Source organism: Polaribacter sp. BAL334 (assembly GCF_015767435.1).
Taxonomy (GTDB): Bacteria; Bacteroidota; Bacteroidia; order Flavobacteriales; family Flavobacteriaceae; genus Polaribacter.
In genome coordinates this window covers 235,209-253,154 of the sequence record NZ_JADWOV010000317.1, presented here as the reverse complement: position 1 = coordinate 253,154, position 17,946 = coordinate 235,209, and the positions used below count along the sequence as shown (strand labels likewise).

General features: G+C 31.9%; 14 protein-coding genes. 10 read left to right on the top strand and 4 right to left on the bottom strand.

What is annotated here, in order from left to right; translation table 11 throughout:
- Positions 1 to 24 precede the first annotated feature (24 nt).
- From IU405_RS12970 to IU405_RS12935, 8 genes are all read left to right on the top strand, one after another.
- Positions 25 to 807 (top strand): DUF3108 domain-containing protein, encoded by a 783-nt coding sequence (locus IU405_RS12970; protein ID WP_197439036.1) that lies wholly within the window; start codon positions 25 to 27, stop codon positions 805 to 807.
- A gap of 5 nt (positions 808 to 812) precedes the next feature.
- A complete protein-coding gene (locus IU405_RS12965; RefSeq protein ID WP_197439035.1) occupies positions 813 to 1,142 on the top strand; it encodes an FUSC family protein in 330 nt (109 codons plus the stop codon).
- Positions 1,143 to 1,180: 38 nt separating this feature from the next.
- Positions 1,181 to 1,783, top strand: coding sequence for an alpha-ketoglutarate-dependent dioxygenase AlkB family protein (locus IU405_RS12960; RefSeq protein WP_197439034.1), 603 nt, complete (start codon positions 1,181 to 1,183; stop codon positions 1,781 to 1,783).
- Positions 1,784 to 1,815: 32 nt separating this feature from the next.
- Positions 1,816 to 2,709 (top strand): 23S rRNA pseudouridine(2604) synthase RluF, encoded by an 894-nt coding sequence (rluF, locus tag IU405_RS12955; protein WP_197439033.1) that lies wholly within the window; start codon positions 1,816 to 1,818, stop codon positions 2,707 to 2,709.
- A gap of 60 nt (positions 2,710 to 2,769) precedes the next feature.
- Positions 2,770 to 3,900 carry a tRNA guanosine(34) transglycosylase Tgt gene (gene tgt / locus IU405_RS12950; protein ID WP_197439032.1) on the top strand — a complete coding sequence of 377 codons (1,131 nt, stop codon included), beginning with the start codon at positions 2,770 to 2,772 and terminating at the stop codon, positions 3,898 to 3,900.
- A 2-nt stretch (positions 3,901 to 3,902) separates the two neighbouring features.
- Positions 3,903 to 4,994, top strand: coding sequence for an LptF/LptG family permease (locus IU405_RS12945; protein ID WP_197439031.1), 1,092 nt, complete (start codon positions 3,903 to 3,905; stop codon positions 4,992 to 4,994).
- On the top strand, positions 4,981 to 5,895 hold the full coding sequence (locus IU405_RS12940; protein WP_197439030.1) for a DMT family transporter: 915 nt from the start codon (positions 4,981 to 4,983) through the stop codon (positions 5,893 to 5,895). The genes IU405_RS12945 and IU405_RS12940 overlap by 14 nt, the downstream gene beginning before the upstream one ends.
- A 73-nt stretch (positions 5,896 to 5,968) precedes the next feature.
- The gene (locus IU405_RS12935; protein WP_197439029.1) at positions 5,969 to 6,922 is read left to right on the top strand and encodes an acetyl-CoA carboxylase carboxyltransferase subunit alpha; all 954 of its coding nucleotides are present in this window, start codon (positions 5,969 to 5,971) and stop codon (positions 6,920 to 6,922) included.
- A gap of 473 nt (positions 6,923 to 7,395) precedes the next feature.
- Here the strand turns inward: IU405_RS12935 and IU405_RS12930 are convergent, their stop codons facing one another.
- Complete coding sequence (locus IU405_RS12930) at positions 7,396 to 8,421, bottom strand: TlpA family protein disulfide reductase (RefSeq protein WP_197439028.1); 1,026 nt, start codon at positions 8,419 to 8,421, stop codon at positions 7,396 to 7,398.
- Between the two features lie 111 nt (positions 8,422 to 8,532).
- Here IU405_RS12930 and hutH point away from each other — a divergent pair, with 111 nt between their 5' ends.
- Entirely contained in the window at positions 8,533 to 10,038 is a 1,506-nt protein-coding gene (gene hutH / locus IU405_RS12925) for a histidine ammonia-lyase (RefSeq protein ID WP_197439027.1), read from the top strand.
- A gap of 15 nt (positions 10,039 to 10,053) precedes the next feature.
- Here hutH and IU405_RS12920 read toward each other — a convergent pair whose 3' ends face one another.
- The 3 genes from IU405_RS12920 to IU405_RS12910 all read right to left on the bottom strand — a co-directional run bounded on the left by IU405_RS12920 (position 10,054) and on the right by IU405_RS12910 (position 15,157).
- Entirely contained in the window at positions 10,054 to 10,737 is a 684-nt protein-coding gene (locus IU405_RS12920) for a potassium channel family protein (RefSeq protein ID WP_197439026.1), read from the bottom strand.
- A 9-nt stretch (positions 10,738 to 10,746) separates the two neighbouring features.
- Positions 10,747 to 12,495 (bottom strand): TrkH family potassium uptake protein, encoded by a 1,749-nt coding sequence (locus IU405_RS12915; protein WP_197439025.1) that lies wholly within the window; start codon positions 12,493 to 12,495, stop codon positions 10,747 to 10,749.
- Positions 12,496 to 12,580: 85 nt separating this feature from the next.
- The gene (locus tag IU405_RS12910) at positions 12,581 to 15,157 is read right to left on the bottom strand and encodes an ATP-dependent Clp protease ATP-binding subunit (RefSeq protein WP_197439024.1); all 2,577 of its coding nucleotides are present in this window, start codon (positions 15,155 to 15,157) and stop codon (positions 12,581 to 12,583) included.
- A 261-nt stretch (positions 15,158 to 15,418) separates the two neighbouring features.
- Between IU405_RS12910 and gyrA the strand changes: the two genes are divergently transcribed.
- Entirely contained in the window at positions 15,419 to 17,941 is a 2,523-nt protein-coding gene (gyrA, locus tag IU405_RS12905; protein ID WP_197439023.1) for a DNA gyrase subunit A, read from the top strand.
- Positions 17,942 to 17,946: the final 5 nt, after the last annotated feature.

Here is a 17,946-nt window from a genome sequence, read left to right as displayed (position 1 = left end):
GAGCCGATTTAAATACATTTAAAAATGAAATATTTTTGCTTTTCACTGTTTCTTTTTTTGGCAAGTCCGAATCTTATTTTCTCGCAAAATACCGCTGTAAATACCAATGAAAAACTAATTTATACAGCATCCTATACCTTATCAGGATTGTTAACAGAAATTGCCCAAATTTCTTTGGAAACAAGTCCTGTAAAAACTTCAACGGCTACCTTACTAAAATTGAAATTTACAGCAACAACCTTCAGTAAGTTTGATAATTTTTTTAAAGTAAGGGATTTATACGAAAGTTATGTAAATCCAAAAACATTGACGCCATTATTATACAAAAGAGATATTGTTGAAGGAGGTTTCAAGAGAATTGAGCAATATAAATTCAATCATAAAACCAAAACTATTGACTGTTTTGTGCACAAGTTTCAAAAAAATGGCGAATTTAAAGAAAACATCAGTGTGCCAAATTCTGGAAATACCAAAGATTTGATTGCAACAATTTATAACGTAAGAAACCTTGATTTTACCAAATTAAAAGTTGGTCAAACAAAAAGTTTTCCTTTTATATTTGATACTGCTGAAAAAATCATTACTATAAAGTATTTAGGGAAAGAGACTATAAACTCTAATCTAGGAAAAAAAGAATGTTATAAAATGAGCTTGACTTTAAAAAATGACAATGCTTTGAAAGGAACAAATGACAATTTATTGTGGCTCTCTGCAGATGTTACAAAAATTCCTGTTTTGGCAAAATTCAAAATTGCAATAGGAACAGGTGAACTTAAAATTAAATCAGCAACCGGACTTTTAAATTAATTAACATGAAAAAAGTAGTAACTATCATCGCTTTTGTAAGTGCAATCATAGCGCTTATATTTTCGTTTTTACCAGTATATATTATTGCTTATTACCCAGCAATTGTTGCTGCACTATTTTGTGGTATTTTATGGAAAATCAATCAAAAAAGCAATACAAATTCAACCACTTTTAAAGTGTTGGTTTTTTTAATAATAGCGTCTTTAAGCATCACATCCTACAGAGTTTTTTTCACAACCTCAGAGGTAAGTGATACTAAAAATATCCAACAAAAAGAGCAACAATCAGAAGAAGAAGCTATTGAAGAATTGGAAGGGTTAGAATTGGAAGAATAATCAAATTTTGTAAATTAAATTTTTGCTAACTTTACAAGATGGATTTATTTTCTTCAGAAAAAGTCATCAATATTCTTCCTTTCGACGGTACAACCAACAATCATGGAATTATTTTATCAAAAAGTGAGGCTGATTTTTATTTCAAAACACTTTTAGAAACCATTCCTTGGGAACATGACCAAGCCATTATTTTCGGGAAAATCATTACTACCAAAAGAAAAGTTGCATGGTTTGGGGATTCTGAATTTTCATATACGTATTCAAAGATTACCAAAAAAGCCAAGATTTGGACAGATGAATTGTTTGCTTTAAAAAAAATCATCGAAAAAGAAACCAACGAAACCTATAATTCTTGCTTACTAAATCTCTATCATTCAGGGGAAGAAGGCATGGCATATCATTCTGATGGTGAAAAAATGCTAAAAAAAAATGGCGCAATTGCTTCATTATCATTAGGTGCAACAAGAAATTTTTCTTTCAAACACAAGAAAAATAATCAGAAAGTAGCTGTGATTTTAGAACATGGAAGTTTGCTGGTCATGAAAGATGAAACACAAACGCATTGGCTTCACAGATTGCCAACAACCAAAAAAGTAACGTCTCCAAGAATTAATTTGACTTTTAGAACGATTGAATTGTAAGCGAATTGTTATTTTTGCCCAAAACATTTTTATTGGAAAATAATCATCAAGAATCCGTAAATCTTAATAAATATATCAGCGCAACAGGAATTTGTTCGCGCAGAGAAGCTGAAAAATTCATCCTTGAAGGACGTGTGACCATCAATGGAACGATTTCAAAACTAGGAAATAGAGTTTTTCAACATGATGTTGTAAAATTGGATGGACGAATTGTGATTTCCAAATCAAACACACTCTATATTGCTTACAATAAGCCAGTTGGAATTGTTTCCACTACGGATTCAAAGGAGAAAAATAACATCTTAAAAGAAATAAAACACCCAGAACGTTTATTTCCTATTGGACGACTTGACAAACCTTCTGAAGGCCTGATTTTCCTGACAAATGATGGTGATATTGTGAATAAAATTTTACGTGCTGGCAACAATCATGAAAAAGAATATTTGGTGACTGTTGACAAAGTGATTGATGAAGTTTTTATCCAAAAAATGAGCAATGGAATTCCGATTTTAGGAACGGTTACCAAGAAATGTTCTGTTGAAAAAATATCAGAAAAAGTGTTTAAAATCATTTTGGTTCAAGGATTGAACAGACAAATCCGAAGAATGTGCGAATACTTGAATTATGAGGTTTTGAAACTGAAACGCACTCGAATTATGAATGTTGAGTTGGGAAATTTGCAGTCTGGTGATTGGCGCGAGCTTACAGAAAATGAAATTGCTGTGATTCAAAAAATGATTGCAACTTCTTCAAAAACTGAGGAAGCTTCTGCTACTGAAAAGAAACCCAAAGTTGCTACTCCAAAGAAAAAATTAACGTCACTTAAAAACGAATTCAATAAGAAAAGCAGTGTTTTTAGAAAATCTTCTCAAAAAAATAAGAAGAATACTTCAGGTTTCCAGTCAAAATCAAAGCGTAAATTTTAGCATTTTCTTTCTAACTATTTTAGTTTTTCACTTCTTACAATAATGGTATCTTTGCCGATAATGAAATTCGATTTAAAAATAACAGACCCAAAAAGCAAGGCAAGAGCAGGAGTGATTACTACTGATCATGGCGAAATTCAAACGCCTATTTTTATGCCTGTTGGCACTGTTGGCACTGTAAAAGGAGTGCATCAAACAGAGTTGAAAAACGAAATAAATCCTGATATTATTTTAGGAAATACCTATCATTTATTTTTACGCCCTAAAACTGATATTTTAGAACAAGCAGGAGGTTTGCATAAATTCATGAATTGGGATCGAAATATCTTGACAGATTCTGGTGGGTATCAAGTGTATTCCTTGTCAAGCAATCGTAAAATAAATGAAGAAGGCGTAAAATTTAAAAGCCATATTGATGGTTCTACACACTTTTTTACACCTGAAAATGTGATGGAAATTCAACGTAAAATTGGGGCTGATATCATCATGGCTTTTGACGAATGCACGCCTTATCCATGTGATTATAATTACGCAAAACGTTCTATGCACATGACGCATAGATGGTTGGATAGATGCATCAATCATTTGGAAAAAGTGCCTTATAAATATGGCTATGAACAAACTTTTTTCCCAATAGTTCAAGGAAGTACGTATAAAGATTTGCGCAAACAATCTGCGGATTATATTGCAAACGCTGGCGCTCAAGGAAATGCGATTGGAGGACTTTCTGTGGGTGAACCTGCTGAAGAAATGTACGCAATGACCGAAATTGTAACAGCCATTTTGCCAGAAGACAAACCAAGATATTTAATGGGAGTTGGAACACCTATCAATATTTTAGAAAATATTGCACTTGGAATTGACATGTTTGATTGTGTGATGCCAACCAGAAATGCTAGAAATGGCATGCTTTTTACGGCACATGGAACCATCAATATGAAAAATAAAAAGTGGGAAAATGATTTTTCTGCTATTGATGAAATGGGAATCACTTTTGTTGACACACTTTATTCAAAAGCGTATCTTCGTCATTTATTTGCAGCGAACGAAATGCTTGGAAAACAGATTGCAACCATTCACAATTTAGGTTTTTATTTATGGTTGACAAGAGAAGCAAGAAAGCATATTTTAGCGGGCGATTTTAGCCAATGGAAAGATAAAATGGTCATTCAAATGGATAAACGTTTGTAGTTTTGAAAATTATAGATAGGTACATATTAAAGAATTTTTTGGTAACTTTTTTGTTTACCTTATTGATATTGATTCCTATTGCAATTGCTATTGATATTGCAGAAAAAGTGGATAATTTTTTGCAACATCCCAATTTGGGTTTAGCAGAAATTGTGAATGATTATTATAAAAATTTCACTATTTATTATGCCAATACTTTCATGCCATTGGCTTTGTTTTTGGCTGTAATTTTATTCACTACAAAACTTTCTAACAACACTGAAATCATTGCAATTAACAATGCGAAAGTCTCTTTTGTACGTTTTTTATATCCGTATTTTGTGGGTGCAACAATAGTTACATTAGTGTCACTTTTGATGAATCATTTTGTGGTGCCAAATAGTAGTAAAACAAGAAAAAAATTCGAGCAAACTTATCTTGATAACAATACTCAGCAACAAGAATTCAAATTTGTAACTGATTTTAGCTTGCAAATAACAGATAGCACTTATATATTCATTAAAAGTTTTAGCACGGATAACAATTCAGGATACGATTTTTCTTCAGAAGTGTATGATGGTTTGAAATTAAAATCAAAATTGGTTGCAGATTATATAACGTTCAACCCAAAAGATTCCGTTTTTTCACTAACAAATTGGAGATTACGAAAAATATATACTAAAAAAGATAAGATTTCTTCAGGAAGTAAAGTTGATACACTTTTTAATTTTACACCCAAAGACTTGATTTATAAATCTGCCTTATCGCAAGAAATGCCTTCGCCAGAATTAATGGATTTCATTGACATTTCAAAAAAGCGAGGTGTCAAAAATTTGAATGCGTATTTGGTTGAATTGCACAAAAGAACCAGTCTTCCAATAGCTTCTTATATTTTGACATTAATTGCGGTTTGTTTGGCTTTCAGGAAAAGGCGAGGAGGAACAGGAGTCAACTTGGCAATTGGAGTGGGAATGATGTTTTTGTATGTTTTTTTACTTAAAATTTCTGAGGTTTTAGGAGCTGTTGCAGGTGTAAATTCACTTTTATACGTTTGGATGCCTAATATATTGTTCGCAATTGTAGGTTCTTATCTTTTTTACAATGCCAGAAAATAAATTGAAGAATTATCTTCTTTTACACCTCATTGTTTTTATTTGGGGATTCACAGCCATTTTAGGAGCATTGATTACCTTAGAAGCAATTCCGTTGGTTTTTTTCAGAATGGGATTGGCTGTCATCTTTATTGTATTGTTTTTTTTATACAAAAAAAAATCATTTCTATTGGATACGAATGGAATTATAAAATTTCTAATTACGGGAATTATCATTGCAATTCACTGGATTTTCTTTTTCAAAGCAATCAAAGTTTCCAACGTTTCTGTGGCTTTGGTAACGATGAGTACAGGAGCTTTTTTCACGTCATTAATAGAACCTTTATTTTTTAGAAGACGCATAAAATTATTAGAAATTGTGCTTGGTTTACTGGTTATTGGTGGCTTGTACATCATTTTTAATTTTGAAACTCAATATCAATTAGGCATTATTTATGCACTAATATCTTCATTTTTAGGAGCGCTTTTTGCAGTATTCAATGGGTTATTTGTAAAAAAATATGACGCCAATAGTATTTCATTATATCAATTGTTTTTTGGGACTGTTTTCGTAGCAATCTATTTGTATTTTTCAAACGGATTTACACCTACTTTTTTTGAAATTCCAAAAATGGATTGGGTTTATTTGGCAATTTTAAGCAGTGTTTGTACAGCTTTTGCATTTATTACTTCAGTAAAAGTGATGAAATATTTATCTCCTTATACAGTAATGTTGACTATAAATTTAGAACCTATTTACGCTATAATTTTGGCATTATTAATTTTTGGTGAAAAGGAAAAAATGAATCCTGCCTTTTATTTTGGGGCGTTGATTGTTTTTGGAGTAGTTTTAGCCAATGGAATTATAAAAAATAGGACAGCCATCAAACAAAAAATACAAGAACGTATCAAACTAAAAAAATAATCTATTTTTTCTAAAAACAGTATTTTTATAGTATGTTTGTTACTTCAAAAAATGAATTCAAAATACCTACAAAATGGAATATCTAGACTTTGAAATGCCAATAAAAGAACTTCAAGATCAACTTGAAAAATGTCAAATAATTGGCGAAGAAAGCGATGTTGATGTTACAGCAACTTGTAAAAAAATTGAAAAGAAATTAGCAGAAGCCAGAAAAGATATTTACAAAAATCTGACTCCTTGGCAAAGAGTTCAATTGTCAAGACACCCAAACAGACCTTATACCATGGATTATATCCGTGCTATTTTTGGGGAAACATTTATGGAACTTCATGGAGACAGAAATGTAAAAGATGACAAAGCCATGGTGGGTGGTTTAGGCAAAATTGGCAATCAATCCTTCATGGTGATTGGTCAACAAAAAGGGTACAATACAAAAACGCGTCAGTTTCGAAATTTTGGGATGGCAAATCCTGAAGGGTATAGAAAAGCCTTGCGTTTGATGAAAATGGCAGAAAAATTCAGAATTCCTGTGGTTACTTTGTTAGACACTCCAGGCGCATATCCAGGATTGGAAGCTGAAGAACGTGGTCAAGGAGAAGCAATTGCAAGAAATATTTTTGAAATGACTCGTTTAAAAACGCCAATTATTGCCATTGTGATTGGTGAAGGTGCTTCTGGTGGAGCCTTAGGAATTGGAGTAGGAGACAGGGTTTATATGATGGAAAATACTTGGTATACAGTGATTTCTCCTGAATCTTGTTCTTCCATTTTATGGAGAAGTTGGGAGTTTAAAGAACAAGCTGCTGAAGCTTTGAAATTGACTGGTGCTGATATGAAAAAATTAAATTTGATTGATGGCATTATCAAAGAACCAATTGGAGGCGCTCATACAGATAGAGAAGGTGCTTTTAAAGCTGTAGAGGCTCAAATTTTGGAAGCTTTTGATGAATTGAAAGAGTTGTCTGATGCAGATTTAGTAGCTAAAAGAATGGATAAATATTCAGAAATGGGTGTTTATAAAGAATAATACGATTTCAACAACTGTGATAAAAAAAGCAAAATTCATCTGAATTTTGCTTTTTTTTGTGCCCAATTTTATGTTCAGTTTTACAAATTAGAAACTAATTCGTCTAAAAAATATTTCCTTTTGTCGATACTTACTTGCAGTTTAACAAATATTAAATTTTTTAAGTGATAATATGTAGAAATTTGATGAAGAAATTTAATACAAACCCTCTAAATCTTAAATTATGTACAAGAGCACTATCCAACAAATTATCTTTTTCATCATTACTTTTTTTATCATTGTTAAAGCTGGAAAATATTTAATGAATTTAAATGATATGGAATCATTTTTAGACTTTGGAATTATTATGGTGTTTTTTATTTCATTAATCCTTTTCATCAATTTCTTTACAAAATTGACTAGTAAATTAATCAAAAGCTTAAGCTTTTAAGTATTCAGTTCTTAAAACAATTAGTTTAAAAATTTGATTGAAACTATAAGTTTAAAGAATCTAATAAATTTTTTAGATTAGGGTCAGAAGGTCTTGGCGCTTCAGCATCCACAATTTTTCCATCAGGATCAATCAAAATAAATCTTGGAATGCCATTAATTTCATAGGATTGCTGAAAGGAAAAATCTTTTCCAGCCCAAAGTTGCACATCACCCAATTCATAATTTTTAACAAAATCTCGCCATTTTTGTTCGGCAGCTTCCCATGAACCACTGCGTGTATTTTCATCTGTAGAAATTCCTATAAATACAATATTCTTATTTTTATACAAATTTTTCATTTCCTTCAAATAAGGAATTTGTTGAATGCATGGACCACACCAAGTTGCCCAAACATCAATATAAACGTACTTTCCTTTGAATGAATCTAAAGATTTTTTTCCTCCTTTATAATCAACATAATTCTCAAATTTTGGAGAAGTTTTCCCTTTTCCCATCACTTGATTTTTTGCATATACACTTTCAAAATAACCAATTACTTGATCATTTTGTAATTTGATATTCGTGTAAAGGGCACTGTCTAAATCAGTATATGAATTTAAAATACTGTCGTAAGTCGTTTTTATCTGATTTAATTTTTTCTGAAAATCACTCGCTTCTAATGCTAAAATTTGTTGAGGGTCACCCAAATTTCTACTTTGTTTGATTTGCGCTAAAATAAAATTACTGTTTTGTGATCCTTCACCTGAAAAAACAAAAGTTTCAAAAAAATCTGAAGCCTCTCCTTTAATCGAAATATCATATCCATTTTTCAAGAAAATTGGAACGTTTTTGTTGCTTTCAGTGGCAAAATTATAAATTGCAGCTTCTTTTACTTTAAGAGTATCTTCAAAACTACCATCTTTATTAATGGAAAATTCTTTCACAATTCCTTCTCTACTGAAAATTCTGATAATCGAGTCTGTGTTATTTTCTATTTTTCCAGATAACGTAACAAAGTCGTTTTTTTCTGAGTTTTTGCATGCGCTCAAAAGCACAATTACGAATAAAAGTATATTAATATTTTTCATTTATAAAATTCTAAATTTTTGCAAATATATACTTTTAAAAAGCATAATATTGTTAAAATCGTTTGCATAAACAATTCTGAATTTGCACTTTTGGGGTTCAATCAAATCACCATGAACTCAATTCATTTTATAGATACAAATCCTTTAGATTTAACAACAATTCAAGCAATCATTATTGAAGAAAAAAAGCTAGCATTGTCCACTTCATCTCAAGATAAAATAGATGCTTGTCGCCTTTTTTTGGATGAAAAAACGAAATCGATTTCGAAACCTTTGTATGGAATTAATACTGGTTTTGGAGCATTGTATAATGTGAAAATTTCTGATAATAATTTGCAGAAATTACAAGAAAATTTGGTAAAAAGTCACGCTTGTGGAACAGGAGAGGAAGTGCCAAAAGAAATTGTAAAATTGATGTTGCTTTTCAAAATTCAATCGTTGAGTTATGGTCATTCAGGTGTGCAATTGGCAACCGTAAATAGGCTGATTGATTTTTACAACAATGACATTATTCCTGTAGTTTTTTCTCAAGGTTCATTAGGAGCTTCAGGAGATTTATCGCCTTTAGCACATCTTTCTTTGCCTTTAATTGGTTTGGGAGAAGTATATTATAAAAACGAAAAATTATCTTCAGAAGAGGTTTTAAAACTATTTTCTTGGGAAGCTGTAAAACTGCAATCAAAAGAAGGATTGGCATTGCTTAATGGCACTCAATTTATGACGGCTTTTGGAATTTATTGCTTGTTGAAAGCGCACAAATTGTCTTATTTATCAGATGTTATTGGAACCATTTCTTTGGAAGCTTTTGACGGAAGAATTGAACCTTTCAATGAATTAATTCATTTGGTTAGACCTCATAATGGACAACTAAAAACGGCTGAAAGAATTAGAGAATTATTAGAAAATAGTGAAATTATTTCACAGGAAAAACAACATGTTCAAGACCCATATTCTTTTCGTTGTATGCCACAAGTTCATGGTGCCACAAAAGATACCATTCGTTTTGTGACAAAAACTTTTTTGACAGAAGTCAATTCAGTGACTGATAATCCAAACATTTTTGTAGCAGAAAATGAGATTATTTCTGGAGGTAATTTTCATGGACAACCTTTGGCGTTAGGATTGGATTTTTTAGCGATTGCGTTATCAGAATTGGGGAATATTTCTGAAAGAAGAACGTATCAATTGGTTTCTGGTCACAGACATTTGCCTCCTTTTTTGATTTCAAATCCAGGATTGAATTCAGGTTTTATGATTCCACAATACACAGCTGCAAGTATCGTCAGTCAAAATAAACAATATGCCACTCCTGCAAGTGTAGATTCAATAGAATCGAGCAATGGACAAGAAGATCACGTTTCTATGGGCGCAAATGCAGCAACAAAATGTAAAAAAGTGGTAGACAATTTACAAACGATTTTAGCGATTGAATTATTTACAGCTTCACAAGCACTGTATTTTGCGAAAGCAAAAACGTCTCCTTTTTTAGCATCGCTAGTTTCAGCTTTTAGAAATGAAGTAACTTTTGTGGAAGAAGATAGAGTGATGCATTATGATATTCTCAAAGCATCAGAATTTATAGAAACATTGGAAATTGATAGTGAAGAATTGTTTTAGTTTTTGAAATAATAGTTACTGATTCGTAAATCTTTTTAAATCTTTGTTTTCACCATAAATCACCAAAATATCATTTTCTTCAAGAATGGTATCTGGAGAGGCAACGCCTTGAACTCGGTCTTCATTTCTTGATTTTCCAACCACACTTTTCACTTCTGATTTTTTGATAGTTGTAAGGGCTAAAATATTGTAATTTTTTCGCAATTGAATTTCTAGAATGGATTTCCCAACATATTTTTTAGGAATACTGATTTCAATAATGCTATAGTTATCACTCAATTCAAAAGAATCAACTACGTTTTCCATACATAATTTTTTTGCCCAACGTTCAGCAGTTTCCTCTTCAGGATGTACTATTTCATCTACGCCAATGGCTGTTAAAACTTTTTCATGAAGTGGGTCAATGGCTCTACTAATCAGTCGTTTAACTTGTAAGTTTTTAAATAATGCTGTTGTCATCACATTTGACCCTTTGTCTTCGCCAATAGCCACTATTACAACATCTGTTTCGTTTAATGGTAATCCAGAAACTGTAAATTCGTCAGTAGAATCCATGCAAATAGTATGCGTAATTTTCTCTTTGTACGAGTCAACCTTAGCCATGCTATTGTCAATACCAATAACTTCATTTCCTTGTGAGGTTAATTTTACTGCCAAAGAAGCACCAAAATTTCCAAGCCCGATAATAATATATTTCATTTTATTCATCTAATTGATTGTTATTTCTTCAGTTGGATAGCGATAATTTTTATGTTTTATTTTCTTGAAAAATGCAACAAAAATAGACAGCATGCTAACTCTTCCAATAAACATGACTCCAATCATAATAAATTTACTGGCTGTGCTTAAATTGGCAGTGATTCCTAAACTCAAACCAACAGTACTGTATGCTGAAAAACTTTCAAAAGCAATTTTCAAAAGTTCTATTTCTGGGTCAAAAACGGTCACCAAAACAATTGCAAATCCAATAACAGCCAAAGATAAAGAAATGGTTGCAAAAGCTCTTTTCACTGAAATATCAGCAATTTCTCTTCTATAAACTTCAATTCGGCTTTTTCCTTTTGCCAAACTTAAAATATTCAAAGTAGCAATCGCAAAAGTACTAGTTTTGATTCCACCTCCTGTAGAAGCAGGTGAAGCACCAATCCACATTAATAAAAAAGTTATCATGATTGTTGGCATTGCTAATGCTGTCATATCAACTGTATTGAAACCTGCAGTTCTTGGGGTTGCTGCGCCAAATAATGCGTTGACAAGTTTTCCAAAAAATGAATGTTCGGCTAACGTATTGTTGTATTCCAAAATCAAAAATAAAAAGAATGCTACAAAAGTTAGGGTTAATGTCGTAATTAATGTTATTCTGCTGTTTAGATTGATAATCCAAGGTTTGTAAATCTTTTTATTGTTTGGAAAACGGAATAAATTGGTAAGTTTATGTTTGGTATATTTTACAATATTTACCACAATCGGAAATCCTAATCCACCTAAAATAAATGTGGCAATGATAACAAGTTGTAAAGGATAGTTAAATCGAAATCCACTTTCATAAATGCTATTTGTCAACGTTGAAAAACCAGCATTGCAAAAAGCTGATATTGAGTGAAAAATGGAGAAAAAAGCTTTGTCTGAAAAACGTCCTATCAAATTGTTATCTAAAGTGAAAAAGATTAAAACAGCAGCAACAAGTTCTACAGTAATGGTAATGATAATGATATATTTAAAAGTTTTAAAAACGTCTCCAATTTTTTGTGAATTGGTCATTTCTGATAAAGTAAGTTGATTTTCGTAAGTGGTTCCACCTTTAAAAAAATAACTGAAATAACTCGCAAATGTCAAAATTCCCAAACCACCAACTTGAATTAAAAACAAGATGATTGTTTGTCCAAACAAAGTGAAATAAGTACTTGTGTCTACTACAATAAGCCCTGTAACACAAACTGCGCTTGTAGATGTAAATAATGCATCAATAAATGAAATTCCATTATATGTAGCTTTTGGTAGCATTAACAATAAAGTTCCTGCTAGAATTATAGATAAAAAACTAAAAATAAAAAGTTGTGCAGGGTTTAAATACGTTCGAGTTAAGTTTAATTTTAACTCGAAAAACTCTCTGATAAATGATAAAATTACTGCTAAAACCACCCAAGTTGGATTGGCTAAAATCAAATCGGTTTTAAATGCCTCTCCAATAAAAATATATAAAAAAAGAATGTATAAAGAGTAACTAACTGTGATGAAGTCAAAGAGGAAAAATTTTCTTTTAAAAAGACTTATATTGGCAAAGTATCTAACAATTGTTGATGATATTCCTAAAGTGATGACAATAAAGTAAAAAGCATCTATAATTTGTTGATAAATAGTATTTTGTGAGAATCCAAAATCTATGATAAAGGCAAGCATCCCTATAACACTTGCCCAAAAAGCAGTTTTGTGTAATTTTTCCTTGTTAAAAATCATTATTCAAAAATAATAAAAATTAGTTGACTTTGCAGAAAATAGCATGCATGAAAAAACCTCAAACTTTCGCTTGAGGTTTTAAAACTTATGAACCAGATTCAGTTCGTGATTCTTCTTTTTTAGAGCCTTTTCGAATTTTGACAAAAAGCTCGCTTTTTTCTTCGTCCAAATCCATCGTAATTGTATCACCTTCTGTAAGTTTTGAGTTGACAATTTCTTCAGCAAGTGCGTCTTCTACATATTTTTGGATAGCTCTTTTTAATGGTCTTGCTCCATATTTTTTATCAAAACCTTTGTCTGCAATGAAATCTTTTGCTTTATCACTGATGTTTAACGTGTAGCCTAAATCTGAGATTCTGTGTAACAATTTGTTCAATTCAATATCAATAATTGAATGAATATCTTCTTTTTCAAGAGCATTGAAAATGATGACATCATCTATTCTATTCAAAAATTCAGGGGCAAATGATTTTTTCAATGCGCCTTCAATGACTGATTTTGCATATTCTTCCGTTTGCGCACTTTTTGCAGCAGTTCCAAATCCAACACCACTTCCAAAATCTTTGATTTGACGAGCACCAATATTAGATGTCATGATGATAATCGTATTTCTAAAATCGATTTTTCTTCCTAAACTATCAGTAATAAATCCATCATCTAAAATTTGCAACAGCATGTTGAAAACATCAGGATGTGCTTTTTCAATTTCATCCAAAAGCACAACAGCATAAGGTTTTCTTCTTACTTTTTCGGTCAATTGCCCTCCTTCTTCATAACCTACATATCCTGGAGGTGCACCAATTAAACGAGAAATCGCGAATTTTTCCATGTATTCACTCATGTCAATCCGAATCAAAGAATCTTCAGAATCGAATAATTCTTTCGCCAAAATTTTTGCTAACTGAGTTTTTCCAACACCAGTTTGTCCTAAGAAAATAAAAGAACCAATTGGTTTGTTTGGGTCTTTCAATCCAACTCTATTTCTTTGAATGGCTTTTACAACTTTAGTAACAGCTTCATTTTGACCTATTACTTTGCCTTTAATTAATTGAGGCAATTCAAATAAACGATGACTTTCTGCTTCTGCAACTCTGTTTACAGGAATACCTGTCATCATAGAAACTACTTCAGCAACATTGTCTTCTGTAACGACAACTCTGTTTAATTTCGAATCTTCTTCCCATTGTTTTTGGGCAGAATGCAATGCAGATTCCATGTTTTTTTCATCATCACGCAATTTGGCAGCTTCCTCGTATTTTTGACCATTTACCGCTTTTGTTTTGCGTTCACGAATCACTTCTAATTGCGCTTCTAATTCCAATACTTGTTTTGGAACCACAATATTAGTGATGTGAATTCTAGAACCAGCTTCGTCTAAAGCATCAATTGCTTTGTCAGGCAAATATCTGTCAGTCATGTATCTATTTGTTAATTTCACACAAGCTTCTATGGCTTCATTTGTGTAATTAACATTGTGATGTTCTTCGTATTTATTTTTGATATTGTGCAATATCTGAATCGTTTCTTCCACAGATGTAGGATCTACAATCACTTTTTGAAAACGGCGTTCTAAAGCACCATCTTTTTCGATATTTTGACGGTATTCATCTAAAGTTGTTGCTCCAATACATTGAATTTCTCCTCTTGCCAACGCAGGCTTTAACATGTTTGATGCATCTAACGAACCTGTTGCACCACCAGCACCAACAATTGTATGAATTTCATCGATAAACAAAATGATATCATCATTTTTTTCCAATTCATTCATCAATGCTTTCATGCGTTCTTCAAACTGACCTCTGTATTTTGTGCCAGCAACTAAACTTGCCAAATCCAAAGAAACAATTCGTTTGTCAAATAAAATTCTAGAAACTTTTCTTTCAATAATTCTAAGCGCTAAACCTTCTGCAATTGCTGATTTTCCAACTCCAGGTTCGCCAATTAACATGGGATTGTTTTTCTTTCTACGGCTTAAAATTTGAGAAACTCGTTCAATTTCTTTTTGTCTTCCAACAACAGGATCTAATTTTCCTTCTTCTGCCAAAACAGTCAAATCTCTACCGAAATTATCTAAAACGGGTGTTTTTGATTTTTTTACAGTTTTTCCTCTTTGCGATTGATCAAAAGGATTGTTTCTTTCTGAAGAATAATCATCATCAGAAGGGGTTTCTGCTATGGGATTTGAAGGTAAATCTTGATCATTATCAAGGTCATTTTCTTCCACATGTAATTGTTTGTACAATGCTTTTGCATCATCGTAATTTACGTTGTATTTCTGAACCAATTTGGTTGTTGGGTCATTTTCATTTCGTAAGATACACAACAATAAATGCGCAGTGTCTATAGATTCGCTTTGATATAATTTAGCTTCTAAAAAAGTAGTTTTTAGTGCTTTTTCAGCTTGTCTAGTGAGTTGTAAATTGGGTTTGTTACTATTATCTACAAAAGTTGGGTTTGTTGGATTTAATTGCTCTAATTTTTTTCGCAATAAATTCAAGTCAACATCAAATGCAGTTAATATTTCAATGGCTTTTCCTTCGCCTTTTCTTATCAAACCTAGTAATAAATGTTCAGTTCCAATAAATTCGTGGCCCAATCTCAAAGCTTCTTCTTTACTGAAAGTAATTACATCTCTAACTTTTGGTGAAAAATTATCGTCCATATTTTTGTCTATATTGATGTAAATTTAAGTCTTTTTTTGTCAAGAAAATAACAAAAAAAGTGCCAACAAAAAAAACTGACATGTTGTCAAGTTTATTTTGAAGCGAATTTACTGAAAATCAAGCAAATATAAGCATGTTAAATTTTATTAAAAAATGTTGATAAATAAGGGATTAAAGAGTTACAAAATCTTTGTCAAAAGGGTAATAAATTGTATCTTGCCTTGTTTTAAAAATCAACAAGAAATAGTAAAAATACATTTATGACAGAAGGTGAAAAGTTAATTCCAATTAATATTGAAGATCAAATGAAATCAGCTTACATTGATTATTCAATGTCAGTGATTGTTTCAAGAGCATTACCAGATGTAAGAGATGGTTTAAAACCCGTTCACAGAAGAGTGCTTTTTGGAATGCATGAATTAGGAATTAAAGCAACAGGAGCGTATAAAAAATCAGCAAGAATTGTTGGTGAAGTCTTAGGAAAATACCATCCTCATGGAGATACTTCAGTGTATGATTCCATGGTGCGTATGGCTCAAGAATGGAGTGTGCGATATATGATGGTTGATGGTCAAGGAAATTTTGGTTCTGTAGACGGAGATTCTCCAGCTGCAATGCGTTATACTGAGGTGCGTATGCAGAAAATATCAGAAGAAATGTTGGCTGATATTGAAAAAGAAACCGTAAAATTTCAATTAAATTTTGATGATACTTTAGAGGAACCTACAGTTTTACCAACTAGAATTCCTAATTTATTAGTCAATGGTGCCTCTGGAATTGCAGTGGGAATGGCTACAAATATGGCTCCACACAATTTGACAGAAGTAATCAACGGAACTGTTGCGTATATTGACAATAGAGATATTGAAATTGAAGAATTGATGCAGCACATCACAGCTCCTGATTTTCCCACAGGTGGAACTATTTATGGGTATGATGGAGTAAGAGAGGCATTTGAAACGGGTCGTGGACGAATTGTAATTCGTGCAAAAGCTGCTTTTGAAGAGGTGCAAGGAAGAGAATGTATCATTGTTACTGAAATTCCTTACCAAGTGAATAAAGCAGAAATGATTAAAAAAACTGCTGATTTAGTCAATGAAAAGAAATTAGAAGGAATTTCAAACATTAGAGATGAATCTGATAGAAATGGAATGCGAATCGTATATGTTTTAAAACGTGATGCAATTCCAAATATCGTTCTAAATAAATTGTATAAATATACAGCACTTCAAACTTCCTTTAGTGTAAACAATATTGCGTTGGTAAATGGACGTCCTGAACAATTGAACTTGAAACAATTAATTCATTATTTTGTTGAGCATAGACATGAAGTAATTGTAAAAAGAACTGAATTTGAACTTAAAAAAGCAGAAGCAAGAGCCCACATTTTAGAGGGATTGATTATTGCATCAGACAATATTGATGAGGTAATTGCCATTATTCGTGGTTCTAACAATGCTGATGAAGCTCGTGAAAAGTTGATGGAACGTTTTTTATTGACAGAAATTCAATCGAGAGCAATTGTAGAAATGCGTTTGCGTCAATTAACGGGTCTTGAGCAAGATAAATTACGTTCAGAATATGAAGAAATCATGTTGGCAATTGCTGATTATAAAGATATTTTAGCTAACGAGCCAAGACGTTACCAAATCATCAAAGATGAATTGTTGCACATCAAAGATAAATATGGTGACGAAAGAAGATCAACTATAGAATATGCTGGAGGAGACATGCAAATTGAAGACATGATTCCTGATACTCAAGTTATAATTACCATTTCAAATGCAGGTTATTTGAAACGCACAAATTTGGATGAATACAAAGTACAAAATAGAGGAGGACGTGGTCAAAAAGGAGCAACTACAAGAGATGAGGATTTCTTAGAGCATTTGTTTGTTGGAACAAATCACCAATACATGTTGTTTTTTACTCAAAAAGGAAAAGTATTTTGGATGCGAGTTTACGAAATTCCAGAAGGTGGAAAAAATACCAAAGGAAGAGCCATTCAAAATATCATCAACATAGAATCTGATGACAAAGTAAAAGCCTTTTTAGTGACAGAAGATTTGAAAAATGAAGCATATGTAAACAGTCATTATGTCATTATGGCTACTAAAAAAGGTCAAGTTAAAAAGACTTCTTTAGAGCAATATTCTCGTCCAAGAGCCAATGGAATCAATGCCATTACTATTAGAGAAGATGATGAATTATTAGAAGCAAAATTAACCACAGGTGATAGTCAAGTAATGTTGGCATTAAAATCTGGAAAAGCTATTCGTTTTGAAGAAGCAAAAACGCGTCCAATGGGAAGAACAGCTTCAGGAGTTATCGGAATTACTTTGCAAGACGAAAAAGATGAGGTAATTGGAATGGTTGCAGTAAATGATTTGAATTGTGACATTTTAGTAGTTTCAGAAAAAGGATATGGAAAGCGTTCAAGTTTAGAAGATTACAGAATTACCAATAGAGGAGGAAAAGGAGTAAAAACATTGAATATCTCTGAAAAAACAGGTAATTTAGTAGCAATCAAAAATGTGGATGATAAAAACGATTTGATGATTATTAACAAATCAGGATTGACTATTAGAATGGCAGTTGAAGATTTAAGAGTAATGGGACGTGCAACACAAGGTGTACGTTTAATCAATATCAAAGAAGATGATGCAATTGCGGCTGTTGCAAGAGTTGTTCATGAAGATGAGAACGAAACTCAAGCAGAAAGTGACCTAGAAATTGATAATGGCACAGGTATTGAAAACGAATCAAACGAAAATCAAGAATAAATTTA

What these genes read in the sequence shown, in the direction of transcription:
- IU405_RS12970 (WP_197439036.1), top strand. Translation starts at nt 25, where the DNA reads ATGAAATATTTTTGCTTTTCACTGTTTCTTTTTTTGGCAAGTCCGAAT.
- IU405_RS12965 (WP_197439035.1), top strand. Translation starts at nt 813, where the DNA reads ATGAAAAAAGTAGTAACTATCATCGCTTTTGTAAGTGCAATCATAGCG.
- IU405_RS12960 (WP_197439034.1), top strand. Translation starts at nt 1,181, where the DNA reads ATGGATTTATTTTCTTCAGAAAAAGTCATCAATATTCTTCCTTTCGAC.
- tgt (WP_197439032.1), top strand. Translation starts at nt 2,770, where the DNA reads ATGAAATTCGATTTAAAAATAACAGACCCAAAAAGCAAGGCAAGAGCA.
- IU405_RS12940 (WP_197439030.1), top strand. Translation starts at nt 4,981, where the DNA reads ATGCCAGAAAATAAATTGAAGAATTATCTTCTTTTACACCTCATTGTT.
- IU405_RS12935 (WP_197439029.1), top strand. Translation starts at nt 5,969, where the DNA reads ATGGAATATCTAGACTTTGAAATGCCAATAAAAGAACTTCAAGATCAA.
- IU405_RS12930 (WP_197439028.1), bottom strand. Translation starts at nt 8,421, where the DNA reads ATGAAAAATATTAATATACTTTTATTCGTAATTGTGCTTTTGAGCGCA.
- hutH (WP_197439027.1), top strand. Translation starts at nt 8,533, where the DNA reads ATGAACTCAATTCATTTTATAGATACAAATCCTTTAGATTTAACAACA.
- IU405_RS12920 (WP_197439026.1), bottom strand. Translation starts at nt 10,737, where the DNA reads ATGAAATATATTATTATCGGGCTTGGAAATTTTGGTGCTTCTTTGGCA.
- IU405_RS12915 (WP_197439025.1), bottom strand. Translation starts at nt 12,495, where the DNA reads ATGATTTTTAACAAGGAAAAATTACACAAAACTGCTTTTTGGGCAAGT.
- IU405_RS12910 (WP_197439024.1), bottom strand. Translation starts at nt 15,157, where the DNA reads ATGGACGATAATTTTTCACCAAAAGTTAGAGATGTAATTACTTTCAGT.
- gyrA (WP_197439023.1), top strand. Translation starts at nt 15,419, where the DNA reads ATGACAGAAGGTGAAAAGTTAATTCCAATTAATATTGAAGATCAAATG.